This window comes from Streptomyces sp. NPDC029014, from assembly GCF_055564695.1.
Map to the genome: position 1 here is coordinate 19,733 of NZ_JBVHVT010000001.1, position 12,956 is coordinate 32,688.

Below are 12,956 nucleotides of genomic sequence, written 5' to 3' on the forward strand. Positions count from 1 at the left end.
CGTTCCACAACCTTCACATCTCCTGGCATTGAACATCTTTGCAGGGGTTTCAACTTTACGATGCCCGCTCCCGTCTGTCGCCCCCTTCCATGTGCATCGCAGATCCGAGTCGGGTCGACGGATGATCAGAAGGCTTGCAGGCCATGGACAAGAAGTTGCGTAGGCCGCAAACTGGAAGGGTCTTGTCTGATGCCGCGTGTCGAACGAGTAGGCCGTGAACCGGTGGTGGGGTAGAACCCTTCGGAATTCTTGCGACGCTCAGGAGCGGTAATGGAAGGCTCAATGATATTCGTGCATGGCACAGGTGTCCGTGAAGGGCTTGAGCCCACTCTGGAGCGGGTGCGTTCTGGTGCATCAAGGTGGCTGGGCATCCGCGGGGAGTGCGTATGCGGACCTCCTTGGGGCCGTGAGATCGGGCCTCCCGACCTCGATGTGACACCAGTTCTGCCTGCACCGGGTGCACGCACTCGCTCGGCGGTGGTCGACGGTGGGCAGGAGGACGGCGAGAGCGCCCCGGCATCCTGGGGGCTGCTCCTTGACGATCCACTGCTGGAACTGCGCATCCTTGCCGCTGCACCTCCGCAGCTGATGGAGCCCGTGATTGGCGGTCAACCTGCGGAAGTCGACCTGCAGCAGAGGCTGGACGGGCTTGACGTGGCCGCGGAGGTGATGCGACAGGCCGGAGTGGCGCAGGAAGAGCTTCGCTCGGCCGGTGCGTCGGTGCGTGAATCCGAGGCGCTGATCGGCGCCGCTCAATCCGTGGGTGATGCCGCGGACCAGGAGCTGCTGGAATGTGTTTCCCGATCGGTTGTGGCCTGGATCCTCCGCGACCAGAGGATGACTTCCCCTTCGCGGCTGTCGCCGATTGCGGTCTCCGGGGACGAGCGAACGCGGTTGGTCTCCGCTGTCGGCGTCGCTTTGTCCGGTGCTCCGAGTAGGGGGATCGTTACACGAGCGCTCTGGAAGACCGTCGGGCCACTGGCGCTACGCGTCGGCAGTGCCGCGGCAAGGGAGAACCGGGCCAAGCTAATGGACCCGTTTTCTGACTTTATCCGTGATGTGGCCTTCTATATACGCCGGGGTGAGGCGGTCCGGAAGTACCTTTCCGACGCCATCTCTGCGGCGCCTTCGGAAGGGCCTGTCGTTGTGGTGGGTCACAGCCTCGGCGGGATCGCCATGGTGGATCTCATGTCCGGTGAGAGCGCTCCGCATGTTGACCTGCTGGTTACGGCGGGTTCGCAGGCTTCCTATTTGTATCTACTGGACGCTCTGGAGTCGCTGCGACCCGGCGGCTCAGTGAAGCCCTTCATGCCGTGGCTCAACATCTATAACCGGGCGGATCTTCTGTCCTTCTGTGCGGCGCCCGTTTTCGACCAGGCGAACGGCGTGTACGACGAGGAGGTGGACGCCGGAGTGCCGTTCCCGGAATCACATAGTGCCTACTGGTCCCACGAGCGAACTTACAGATTGATCGGCGAGCGTTGGCCATGACGAACACGTATGCAGACAGTTGGGCTCTGGTCGTGGGGATCGATTCATACGACGACCCCAAAATACAGAATCTGACCGGTGCAGTGAGAGATGCGTGCGAAGCGGTGGCCTGGCTGCGGAGAGCCGGGGTTCCAGCTGGTCATATCCTTCTGCATGCTCAGCCGACGTCATCCAGTCTGTCCTTCCTCGAATCGCTTGGAGAGGGGATCCCGTGGTGTGATGCGAGCGAGTATCGCATATGGGATTCTGTGGCCCTGCTTCGCGAGAAGACTGGCAGTCATCTCTTCGTCTTCCTGTCTGGACACGGCCTATATGAGCCTTCCACGAAGAGGCTGTTCGTCACCAGGGAAGCCTCAATGAGAGCGATGTCGAATCTCGGTATCGAGCAATACATCGAGTTGTTCCGCTCTATGAAATTCCCGGAACAGTTGCTCGTTGTGGATGGATGTCAGAATTTGCCGTACAGCGAAAGCCTCCGATCCCGAATTCGAGCCGGGATGCATACCGGGGTAGAGGGGTTCAATGCTAGGCAGGAGAACACGCTGGCCTTCTGCTTTGCCTGTCAACAGGGGGAGCGGGCGGTCGAGATAGAAGGCCGAGGTGTATTCCTCAAGAACCTGCTCCCTGTGATTGATACGCAAAACCCTCCTGCGCGTGTCCTCCACTTGGATTTCGACAGCGGTGAGGTCAGTATTGACTTGCGCACGGCAGTCACCGAGATCGTCGGCCCCGAGGTCGCGGCGGCCGCATGGGAAAAAGGGCCTCGAATCAACCAACACCCTGGGATTGAGGTGTACGGCGCCGGTACGGCGCGAAGGGTGCCGCCTCTCCACCTGCCGCCGGCTCCGGCGGCGCGACTGTCCATAGGTGTAAAGCCGGCCTCGGCGGTGAAAGAAGTAGGGGCCATTCACGTACAGGTGGAGGATGCACCATACTGGCGGCGAGAGGCTCCTGTGCCCCCCAGCAAGGCGATTCATGTTCCCTTCGAGAACAGATTTCCTCACGGTACGAACTTGAGCGTGATATGCCAATTGAAAGACAATTCACGCAGAATTAAACCGGCCGAACGTCGCGTGCGGATCGACGACACGGACAGCGAGATCACTTTCAACCTACGATCGCCATCCCGGCTGCGGGGCAGGGCGGGTTCGGGGAGTCTGAGGCCGACAGGCGGTGGCCTCGGCCCTGCCGAACTCCAGCGACTCGATGTTGTCCACAGATCGGAGGCGGACGGTGATGACCGTACATGGGTGTTCGTCGGAAGTGTAGATTCCGCAGGTGAGGTAACCTTCTCTCCGCTTCAAGATCTCAATGTCTACGCTAAATCGACCCTGGCGGATCTACCAGTCAAGGTTCATGTCGCACCGGAGATAGGAGGTCTTCTATTTTTCGGAAAATACGACGACCGGCAGCGCCTCATGGAGCTAGCTTCGGGTGTTGCCACATCCTTCGCCACCGGAACATCGAAAGGTGTATCGGCGGTGATTCACGGATCTCCTCAAGCGCCGAGAAGTGCGATTTCAATAGTTCTACCGGATGGCGGTCCCGGGCAACTAGCCGGGCCGCTGGTGGACATTCCCAGCGTTACTGTGGGTCAGGCGACAGGCTCTCTGCGGCAAATCATGGAGAACCCGCGGGTCGACGTCGCCCCTGGCTACGTCGAGGTGAGGATCGATCTACCCTGGGGTTCTTGGTCGACTGTCGTAGAAGTATTCGACGGCCTCACGAGGAGCGTGCAACTGCCGGGCACCGTCGGGCACGGGGCCGTCCCGCTGAGGGTGGAGATACCGACCTGCCTGTGGGAAGGGATTCCGGGATACTCGGTCTTGGGACTCGGCTCGCGCCCGCGGCGAGCAGTGGTTCATGGATGCATCCAGGACGAAGTATCCGCGCAGGCCGCAGAAAGCCCGGACCAATGGATGCTGGCAGTGCAGTCGGCCGAGCCCACCTGGGGAGCCTATGCATCCCTGCCTGACACCGGCTTGACCCTCCCGCTCCACCCCTTCCTTCCTCTCGCGCTCGACGTACGGGAAGAAGTAGTCCGGGCAGAGCCACTTTCGACCGCGCCCTCTCCGGAATGGGATGAGCTCGTAGCCCTGGGCCGCTTGGGCTCGCGCGCTCCCAAAGACCTCCTCAGCGCGGCCAAGGCTTGGGAGCCCGACATGGTGCTGACACTGGCGCGAGCCTACGCTTGCTACGCCGCCGGAGCCGACCCGTACGCCCGGCGCATCCTGAGACTGCTCGGGGAGTGGAGAACTGCCATTCCCGATGTCGCCGTACTGGAAGGGGCCATGTGGCTCCGGTCGGACGGACGGGTGCCCGGACCGGTGCGCTCGGCGGTCGGTCGACTGGCTGCTGCAGGTGCTGTTCCGATCTTGCGATGGGGAATTGCACCAGCCGTGGTGCTGGCCCAGAACATGGAGTTGCAGGAATGGAGCGCTCAACTGGAGGCCGTTGAAGGATCGCTGTCGCCGCTCTCCGTCTGGACGGTCTGGCGCACGATGTAAAGGCGGGGCGGCCACGGAGTCCCGCCTCGAGGGGGTGAGCAGTCCTGCACCCGACTGCTGTGGAATCCCGGTATCTACCCGGTCTTGGAGCAGCTGCGGGGCTGCAACCCTGGGCCACGGCGCCGGTTGTGCCAGCGCTCACAGGTCGCCCGTCCGGCGCTCCAGGGGCGCCGTCTGCGCCGAGTTGCTCACGCTGAAGGTGACGCTGCCCGACCGGTAGCGGTCGTCGGACCATTCGATGGGGCGTCCCGTCCGGGTGGCCGAGACGTGCCGCTGGCGCAGCAGCGGGCTCCCGCGGCGGATCCCCAGCAGGCGGGCGTCCTCGGTGCCGGCCGGCAGGGCGTCGATGAGGTGCTCGCCGTAGTGGGCGGCGACCCCGGAGTCCGCGGCCAGGCCGTCCATGACGGAGCGGCAGTCGTCCGGCATCGCCTCGACGGCGGCCGCGACCCAGTCGGCGTACGCGGTCCGCTCGACCATGGTGGGCCGGCCGTCCAGCAGTCGCAGCCGCAGGACCGCCAGGATCTCGGTGCCCGGGGCGAGCGCCAGCCGCTCCGCCTCCTCGGCGGTGGCCGGGCGGCGGGTGCGGTCCAGGAAACGGCTGGTGACCTCCTGACCGAGTCCCTGCGCCCACTGGGCGAAGCTGTTCAGCTCGCCGAAGCTGTGCCGGCGCTCGTGGCGCAGCACGATCCGGCGGGCGCCCTGCCGGGACCCGATGAGCCCTTCGGCGGCGAGGGTGGCGACGGCCTGCCGGACGGTTCCGCGCGAGGCGGACCAGTGCGCGGCCAGGTCGCTCTCCGAGGGGAGTTGGGCGCCGATCGGGTAGTCGCCGGACAGGATCGCCGTGCGCAGCGCTTCGGCGATCTCCAGATACCGGACCGTGCCCGCAACCCTTCTCGTGTCCACGCAGCGCTCCCCCTGTTCCGGTCGTTCCCCTGGCGTCGTGTTCCACCGTCAGCTTCCACGATCAGCCTAAGCACGGGAGCAGTCGCCGGCCTACGTGTCACGACTTCTTTCGGTCAATCTCGTCTCTTCGTCGAGTCGTGCCCGGAGGGTCGTGCTCCGTTCACCGTCCGTCCAGTGGGGCAGGGCGAACTGGAGCCGACTTGTTCAGACAAGTGAACCCCCGCCCAGGCCTCAGTCTCCAGGAGAGACCGTGCTCAGTTCCTCCGCTGCCGTCCGCCGCGGTGCCGCCGCCCTGCTCGCCGCCGCCGCGCTGACCTCGCTCGCCGCGTGCGGCGCCGCCCCCGACCAGACCGCCGGCGCCTCGGCCGACGGCAAGACCAAGGCTCAGCCGGGCGCCGCCACCTCCGTGGCCGACTTCGGGGGCATGGAGGCCCTCGTCGCCGCCGCGCAGAAGGAGGGGCAGCTCAACGTGATCGCGCTGCCGCCGGACTGGGCGGACTACGGCGAGATCATCAAGGCCTTCGAGGCCAAGTACAAGATCAAGGTCAACAGCGAGAACCCGGACGCCTCCAGCTCCGACGAGATCGCCGCGGTCAAGTCCCGCAAGGGCCAGAAGCGCGCCCCCGACGTGCTGGACCTCGGCATCGCCTTCGCCCGCAGCGGCGCCGCCGAGAACCTGTTCGCCCCGTACAAGGTCACCGCCTGGGACAAGATCCCCGCCGGCCAGAAGGACGCCGACGGCCGCTGGTACAACGACTACGGCGGCTACGTCTCCATCGGCTGCGACGCCGCGAAGATCGCCGCGTGCCCGCAGACCTTCGCCGACCTCCTGAAGCCCGAGTACAAGGGCAAGGTCGCCCTCAACGGCAATCCCACCAAGTCCGGTTCGGCCTTCGGCGGCGTCTACGCGGCCGCCCTCGCCAACAAGGGCTCCTTCGCCGACATCCAGCCCGGCATCGACTTCTTCGGGCAGCTCCGCAGGAGCGGCAACCTCATCCCCGTCGAGTCCACCCCGGCCACCGTCGAGAAGGGCGAGACACCCATCTCCATCGACTGGGACTACCTCAACGCCGGCTACGCCGAGCAGTTCAAGGGCAAGGGCATCGACTGGAAGGTCGTCGTCCCCTCCGACGGCGTCTACGCCCAGTACTACTCCCAGGCCATCAACAAGGAGGCCCCGAACCCGGCGGCCGCCCGCCTGTGGATGGAGTTCCTCTACAGCACCGAGGGCCAGAACCTGTGGCTGAAGGGCCACGCCCGCCCGGTCCTGCTCCCCGCCATGACCCAGGACGGCACCGCCGACAAGGACGCCGCCGCCAAGCTCCCGCAGACCCAGGGCACCCCGTCCTTCCCGGCCTCCGAGGAACTGGACAAGGCCAAGGCCACCCTCGCCGAGAAGTGGGACAAGGCCCTCTCCTGATGCCCGCTTCCACCACCGCCTCCCACCCGGAGCGGACGACCGCCGGCGGCAGCACTGCCCGCCGCCGGCGGCGCGGCCCCCGCACCTGGCTCGCCGCCCTCCCGCTCCTCGCCTTCACCGGGATCTGCTTCGGCCTCCCGCTCGGCGCGATCGCCTTCGGTGCCGTCACCAGCACCGAACCGGCCAGTGGCGCCACCCGCCTCACCGGAGAGCACCTCGCCCGCTCCCTCCAGGGCCCCTACCTCGGTTCCCTCACCGGCAGCGTGCAGCTCTCCGCGCTGACCGCGCTGCTCGGCGCACTGTTCGGGGTCCTGATCGCCCAGGCCGTCGTCACCGCCCGCTCGCGCGCCCTGCGCAGCGTGACGCTGACGGCCTCCGGGGTCCTCGCCAACTTCGGCGGCGTGCCCCTCGCGTTCGCGTTCATCGCCACCGTCGGCATCTCCGGCGTGGTCACCCAGCTCGCCGACCTCACCGCGCTCGGCTGGGACCTGTACTCCTTCACCGGCCTGACCGTGGTCTACCTGTACTTCCTGATCCCGCTGATGGTGCTGGTGACCGTACCCGCACTGGACGGGCTGCGTCCGCAGTGGCGGGAGGCGGCCCGCAACAACGGGGCCACCACCTGGCAGTTCTGGCGGCACGTCGGCCTGCCCGTGCTCGCCCCCTCCCTCCTCGGCGGGTTCGTGCTGCTCTTCGGCACCGCCTTCGCCGCGCACGCCACGGCCGCCGCGCTCGTCGGCGGCTCCGTACCGCTCGTCACCCTCAAGATCGCGGACGCGCTGTCCGGGAACGTGCTGACCGGCCAGGAGAACGTGGCGCTCGCCCTCGGCCTCGACATGATCCTGATCGCCGCCCTCGTCATGGCGGTCCACCTGCCCCTTCAGCGACGGAGCGCCCGATGGCTGCGATGAAACCCCGCATCTGGCGCGGAGCCGTGCTCGTCCTCGCGGGCGCGTACTTCCTGCTCCCGCTGCTGGCCTCGTTCGTGTTCACCGTGCACGTCCCCGGGCAGGGCGTCGACTTCGAGGCGTACACCCGGCTGCTCTCCGCCGAGGGCTTCACCGAGAGCCTGCTGCTCTCCCTCGGCCTGGCCGCCGCGACCATCGTGCTGTCCCTGCTGCTCGCCGTGCCCGCACTGATCGCCGTACGGCTCGGCTCCCCGAAGCTGCGGCCGCTCGTCGAGGTCGTCTGCACGCTGCCGCTGGTGGTCCCGCCGATCGCCCTGGTCACCGGCATCACCACGGTGCTGCGCTGGGGCCCCGACCACCTGTCGCGGACCCCGCTGTACCAGACGTTCATCGCCGTGCAGAACCCGTCGTTCCCGTTCGTCCTGGTCCTCGCCTACACGGTGCTGGCCCTGCCGTTCGTCCACCGCTCGCTCGACGCCGGCCTGCGCGCCGTCGACGTCCCGACGCTGGTCGAGGCCGCCCGCAGCTGCGGAGCGAGCTGGCCGTACGTTGTGCTGCGCGTGCTGCTGCCGAACCTGCGGACCTCGCTGGCCGGCGCCGCCTTCCTCACCCTGGCCCTGGTGCTGGGCGAGTTCACCATCGCGTCCCTGCTGGGCTTCCGCCCCTTCGCCGTGTGGATCGTCTCCATCTCCGGGTCCCAGGCCCGGATGTCGGTCGCCGTCTCCATCCTCAGCCTCCTCGTCACCTTGCTGCTGCTGCTCGCCCTCTCGCGGGCCGGGACCGACACCCCCGCGGCGTCCGCCGAGCCCCGCACCCGCTCCCGGGCGTGGTCCCGGACGCCCTCCCCCGCCCTCGCCATCTCCCGCAAGGAGTCCTGACCGACATGTCCACCACCCTCCCCCCGGCCAGGAAGCCCGACGAGCCGGCGGCCGCCGCAGCCTCCGGGGCCGGCGCGGACGGCGCGGGCACCGCGGGCGCGCGCGTCGAGTTCCGCGGCCTGCGGCGGGCGTTCGGCTCCACCACCGCCCTCGACGGGCTCGACCTCACCGTGGAGCCCGGTGAACTCCTGGCCCTGCTCGGCCCGTCGGGCTGCGGCAAGACCACCGCCCTGCGCGTGGTCGCCGGCTTCGAGCAGCCCGACTCCGGCGAGGTGCTGATCGACGGCGAGGACATCACCCGCGTCCCGGCCAACCGCCGCGAGACCGGCATGGTCTTCCAGTCGTACAGCCTCTTCCCGAACCTCAACGCCCGCGACAACGTCGCCTTCGGCCTGCGCGTCCGCAAGGCCGGCGCGGCCGAGCGCCGCGAGCGCGCCGCCGAGCTCCTCGACCTGGTCGGCCTGCCCGACCACGGGGACCGCTACCCGCACCAGATGTCGGGCGGCCAGCAGCAGCGCGTCGCCCTCGCCCGCGCCCTGGCGCTGCGCCCGCGCGTGCTGCTGCTCGACGAGCCGCTGTCCGCCCTCGACGCCAAGGTCCGGGCCAACCTGCGCGACGAGATCCGCAGGCTCCAGCTCTCCCTCGGCATCACCACCGTGTTCGTCACGCACGACCAGGAGGAGGCGCTGTCGATGGCCGACCGCGTCGCCGTCCTCAACGCCGGGCGGCTGGAGCAGTGCGCGGCCCCCGCCGAGCTGTACGAGCGTCCAGCCACCGCCTTCGTCGCCGAGTTCGTCGGCACCATGAACCGGCTGCCCGGCCGGCTCACCGACTCCGGGCTCGTGGAGGTGGCCGGCTCCCGGCTACCCGTCGACGGCCCCGCCCCGGAGGGCACCCGGGAGGTGGAGGTGCTGGTGCGGCCCGAGAACGTCACCGTCACCGCCGACCCGGAGGGCACCGCCACCGTGGTCTCCGCCTCCTTCTTCGGCGCGGTGACCCGCGTCCACCTCGACCTGCCCGGCTCCGCCCCGGTCAAGGCCGACCTGCCGTCGCGCGACGCGGGCGCGCTGGTTCCGGGGGCGCGGGCCTCCGTCGGCCTGGTCGAGCGGCCCGTCCTGGTCGTGGCCCGGGCGGCCGCGTGAGCGCCCTCGCCGCCGTCCTGTTCGACATGGACGGCACCCTCGTCGACACCGAGGTCCTGTGGTGGGACGTCACCGCGGAGGTCGCCGCCGGCCTCGGCCACACGCTGGCCGACGCCGACGCCCCCGAGGTCGTCGGCCGGGCCGTCGAGGACACCGCCGCCCACCTGGTCCGCGTCTCGGGCGGGGGAGACCCGGACCGGGACCGGGTCGCCGCCGACCTGACCGAGCGGTTCTTCCGCCGGGTCGCGGCCGGTGCGCCGCTGCGGCCGGGCGCCGGCCGGCTGCTGACCGAACTCGCCGCGCAGGGCGTGCCCTTCGCCCTGGTCAGCGCCTCCCCGCGGTCGGTGGTCGACTCGGTGGTCGGGGGCGCGCTCTCCGGAGTCCCGTTCGCGTTCACGCTGTCCGCCGACGACACCCCGCGGACCAAGCCCCACCCGGAGCCCTACCGGGCGGCCGCCGCACGACTGGGCGCCGCACCGGAGGCCTGCGTGGCCGTGGAGGACTCCCCGGACGGGGCCGCCTCCGCCGAGGCGGCGGGATGCAGCGTCCTCGTCGTCCCCTCCCTGCTGGACGTCGCGGCCTCCCCGGCGCGTTCGTTCGCGCGCTCCCTGGAGGACGTCACCCTGGACGTCCTCCGGGACTGCCTGGTCTGACACCCCGAGCACCCCCGGCCGTGCCCGTCCCCGTACGCGGGCGCGCGCGGCCGGGGGTGCCGCGCCGTCCGGCCCCCGGGCGGACGGAGCCGGGCCGGCGCGGCCGTCAGGCGGCCAGGCCGAGGAGTTCCAGGATGCCGTCCACGTAGGCCGCCGACACCGTGTCCGGGCGGGTCACCGCCTCCAGGCGCAACGAGCCCACGTTCGTCCGGATGTACGCCGCGCACTGCCCGTACAACCCGGCCTCGTACGGGGACCCGTCGTCCTCCGTGCTCACCAGCGCCAGCAGCGTCCACAACAGGGCCTCCCGGGTCGCCAGCCGCGGCGGCCCCGCGGACCACACGGCCATCAGCACCCCGCACACCGCAGGGGCGGGCGGCCGCAGCTGCCCCGCCTGGAACGCGTGCCCCTCCAGCGCACGGTAGGCCGACGGATGCCCCTCCGCCGCGTCCCACAGCTGGTCCACCAGGTGCCCGGCGCTGCGCCCGCAGCCGCAGACGATCGATTCCCAGTCGTGCCGGGTGATCTCCGCCGCGACCAGGTCCGGCACCAGCGGGCTGCTGCGCGGCTTGTCTTCCTTCCCTCTCATGGGAGCAGTATGGAGATGCTTCCCACGCGCCGGACAGGGGCCCCTGCCCAGTGCCGTCCCGTACGCCCGCGGAAGGCCCACGGGAGGTGTACGGGAGGCCTCCGGGAGGCGTACACCTGGCCGGAACCGGATCACACGGCCGGTCGTCTGAGACCCCGTGTGGATGAGAAACCGAATCGCAGCACTGCTCCTGCTCCTGCTCGCGACCCAGCTGGGATCGCTGATCGGCCCCGCGTACGCGTGCGGCTGCGGGGCGATGGTCCCCGACGGCTCCACCCGCATCGGCGTCTCGCGCGAAACCTCCGTCGTGCACTGGGACGGCCGGACCGAGGACATCGTGATGCGGTTCACCGTCGGCGGGAACGCCCGGCGCGCGGCCTGGATCATGCCGGTGCCGACGCGGGCGACGGTGGAGCTGGGCGACGGGGAACTGTTCCACGAGCTCGACTGGCTGACCCGGCCCGAGTTCAAGGCCCGGTACCACTTCCTCCCCGACTCCGGGGACTGGCCGTTCTCCACCGGCTCCCGCGACGGGGCCGCGGAGGCGCCGTCGCCCGGCGCCGGGGCGCCGGTCGGCGTCGTCGGCCGCGAACAGCTCGGCGACTTCGACGTCGCCCGCCTGACCGCCACCGACCCGGACGCCCTGCGACAGTGGCTGGAGTCCAACGGCTTCACCATGCCCGACACCCTCGCCACCGAGGTCAAGCCGTACGTGGACCAGAAGTGGGAGTACGTCGCGGTGCGCCTCGCCCCCCGCAAGCAGGGCAGCGTCCTGTACGGCGTCCTCGACCCGCTGCGGATCCGCTTCGACAGCCAGCGGCTCGTCTACCCGATGCGGCTGTCCCGGATGGCGAAGACCCCCCAGTCGCTGGGCCTGTACGTCCTGGCCGACCACCGGATGGAGCCCGCCTCCCCGATCGGCGGCTCCGCACCGAAGGTCACGTTCGCGGGCAAGGTCGCCGGGACGGACGGGCTCGCCCCCCTCACGGGCGGCCGGGAGGCCTTCCTCACCGCGATCGACCAGGAGTTCCCGGAACCCGGGCGCATCTCGGGCGACCACGAACTGCGCGCCGCCGCCTCCGACACCCCGTACCGGCGGGCCGTCTACCACGACGAGCTGCTCATGGTCGGCGGATTCCCGGCCTGGATGCTGGCGCTGGGGGCGGTGCTCGTGGCGGTGGGCACCGGAACCTTCATCTGCCTCCGGCGCCGCCCGGCCGACGCATCCGACGTACCTGCTGCACCCGACGTACCTGCTGCACCCGGCGCGCCCGCGGTACCCGACGCGCCGGCCGGGCCGCCGGCGGGCACCGCCTGACCCGGCGGGCGCGCCGGATCACCTGGGCAGGGGCGGGATCGAGTACGTGGCCCCCGGGTCGAACGGGGGCGGGCTCCATTCCGGCACCAACGTGTGCGTCGGGGCCGGCGGCGGATTGGGGCCCCGATTGGGGTTCTGCGGGATCTGCGGGGTTCCCGGCCGGGTGCTCGACTTGGGCCGCGGGCCGGGGGTTTGCGTCGGATCCGGTACGTCGGCCGGCGTCGCCCCTGCCGCCGGGGCGGGCGACGCCGACGGGTCCGGAGCGGTCGCCGACGGGTCCGGAGCGGTCGCCGACGGCGAGGCCGGGGCGGACGGCGGAGCCGGGGCCGTCGCCGTGCCCGTGGGCCGGTCCGGGGCGGGCTCCTCGCCCGCGCCGCCGGAGCAACCGCCCGCCAGCAGTGCGGCCGCCAGTACGCCGGTCACGGCGCGCGCCGCGGCAGTCCTGCGGGACGTCACACCCACCACCCACCCCCTGGGAAAAGTTCGTTCGTTCGATGCGATCGGATCGCGCGCCAGATCGTAGCCCAGGGCGCGTCGGAACTCCCGAGGCCGGACGATCGTCGCCCCGGGCCCCGGCGCCGAACCCATCGCCGCGAGGTACCCGTGCGCGGCCGTCCCGTGGCAGCACCTCCGGCTCCCAGCCGATGACCCGGCCCATCGGCAGGACCGTGGCCCCGGCGGCGGCCGGCGCCAGCCCCGCCTGCACGCCCCGAGCCGCCGGCGCAGACCCGCCACCGACGCCGCGGCCGTCGCCCGGGACCCCCGCCTCGGAACGCGGATACCGCGCCGCCGACCGCTCACGCCATCACACGGGCCCTAGGAGTCCGCTGAAGATCTTGCTCTGACCGCCCGGCTCACCCTGGATTGCCAGCAAATGTCGATCGCCCTAAAGCGGCGCAAGTCGGGCGCGATTTCAAGATCTTCAGGACACTCCTAGGCGTGCGGGAGGACGAAGTCGTAGTCGGGCCTGTTGGTCTGCCGGCTGTGGGCGCCGCCGGCGGGGCAGTGGCCGTTGTCCGAGAAGCCGTAGTAGAACATGTCGTAGCACTTCGCGCAGAAGCGCCAGTTGTGTTGGGCGGTTGCCGTCTCGGCCACGTCGTGGGGGATGACGAAGTCGTAGTCAACCCTGATATGTGCGAGGCGTACG

General features: G+C 70.0%; 11 protein-coding genes. 8 read left to right on the top strand and 3 right to left on the bottom strand.

The features are described 5' to 3' along the window. Positions 1 to 477 precede the first annotated feature (477 nt). Both ACZ4VL_RS00080 and ACZ4VL_RS00085 read left to right on the top strand, forming a co-directional pair. Complete coding sequence (locus tag ACZ4VL_RS00080; protein ID WP_468193584.1) at positions 478 to 1,491, top strand: hypothetical protein; 1,014 nt, start codon at positions 478 to 480, stop codon at positions 1,489 to 1,491. Then, entirely contained in the window at positions 1,488 to 3,998 is a 2,511-nt protein-coding gene (locus tag ACZ4VL_RS00085) for a hypothetical protein (RefSeq protein WP_468193586.1), read from the top strand. Before ACZ4VL_RS00080 ends, ACZ4VL_RS00085 begins: the two co-directional genes overlap by 4 nt. Before the next feature lie 138 nt (positions 3,999 to 4,136). Here ACZ4VL_RS00085 and ACZ4VL_RS00090 read toward each other — a convergent pair whose 3' ends face one another. After that, positions 4,137 to 4,901: a GntR family transcriptional regulator gene (locus ACZ4VL_RS00090; protein ID WP_468193589.1), complete on the bottom strand. Its 765-nt coding sequence runs from the start codon at positions 4,899 to 4,901 to the stop codon at positions 4,137 to 4,139. Positions 4,902 to 5,151: 250 nt separating this feature from the next. Between ACZ4VL_RS00090 and ACZ4VL_RS00095 the strand changes: the two genes are divergently transcribed. The 5 genes from ACZ4VL_RS00095 to ACZ4VL_RS00115 are packed head-to-tail and all read left to right on the top strand — an operon-like array spanning position 5,152 to position 9,902. Beyond that, positions 5,152 to 6,321 carry an ABC transporter substrate-binding protein gene (locus ACZ4VL_RS00095; protein ID WP_468193592.1) on the top strand — a complete coding sequence of 390 codons (1,170 nt, stop codon included), beginning with the start codon at positions 5,152 to 5,154 and terminating at the stop codon, positions 6,319 to 6,321. Continuing rightward, positions 6,321 to 7,232, top strand: a complete 912-nt coding sequence (locus tag ACZ4VL_RS00100; RefSeq protein WP_468193595.1) for an ABC transporter permease — start codon at positions 6,321 to 6,323, stop codon at positions 7,230 to 7,232. The genes ACZ4VL_RS00095 and ACZ4VL_RS00100 overlap by 1 nt, the downstream gene beginning before the upstream one ends. Then, positions 7,220 to 8,107, top strand: a complete 888-nt coding sequence (locus ACZ4VL_RS00105; RefSeq protein ID WP_468193597.1) for an ABC transporter permease — start codon at positions 7,220 to 7,222, stop codon at positions 8,105 to 8,107. Before ACZ4VL_RS00100 ends, ACZ4VL_RS00105 begins: the two co-directional genes overlap by 13 nt. 5 nt (positions 8,108 to 8,112) lie before the next feature. Next, complete coding sequence (locus tag ACZ4VL_RS00110) at positions 8,113 to 9,249, top strand: ABC transporter ATP-binding protein (protein WP_468193599.1); 1,137 nt, start codon at positions 8,113 to 8,115, stop codon at positions 9,247 to 9,249. Further along, positions 9,246 to 9,902, top strand: coding sequence for an HAD family hydrolase (locus ACZ4VL_RS00115; RefSeq protein ID WP_468193602.1), 657 nt, complete (start codon positions 9,246 to 9,248; stop codon positions 9,900 to 9,902). Before ACZ4VL_RS00110 ends, ACZ4VL_RS00115 begins: the two co-directional genes overlap by 4 nt. Before the next feature lie 106 nt (positions 9,903 to 10,008). On the opposite strand, the gene ACZ4VL_RS00120 is transcribed toward ACZ4VL_RS00115, so the two are convergent. Beyond that, positions 10,009 to 10,491, bottom strand: a complete 483-nt coding sequence (locus ACZ4VL_RS00120; RefSeq protein ID WP_468193604.1) for a hypothetical protein — start codon at positions 10,489 to 10,491, stop codon at positions 10,009 to 10,011. A gap of 163 nt (positions 10,492 to 10,654) precedes the next feature. Here ACZ4VL_RS00120 and ACZ4VL_RS00125 point away from each other — a divergent pair, with 163 nt between their 5' ends. Next, positions 10,655 to 11,809, top strand: a complete 1,155-nt coding sequence (locus ACZ4VL_RS00125; protein ID WP_468193607.1) for a DUF2330 domain-containing protein — start codon at positions 10,655 to 10,657, stop codon at positions 11,807 to 11,809. A gap of 933 nt (positions 11,810 to 12,742) precedes the next feature. Here the strand turns inward: ACZ4VL_RS00125 and ACZ4VL_RS00130 are convergent. Then, positions 12,743 to 12,904: a hypothetical protein gene (locus ACZ4VL_RS00130; protein WP_468193609.1), complete on the bottom strand. Its 162-nt coding sequence runs from the start codon at positions 12,902 to 12,904 to the stop codon at positions 12,743 to 12,745. Positions 12,905 to 12,956: the final 52 nt, after the last annotated feature.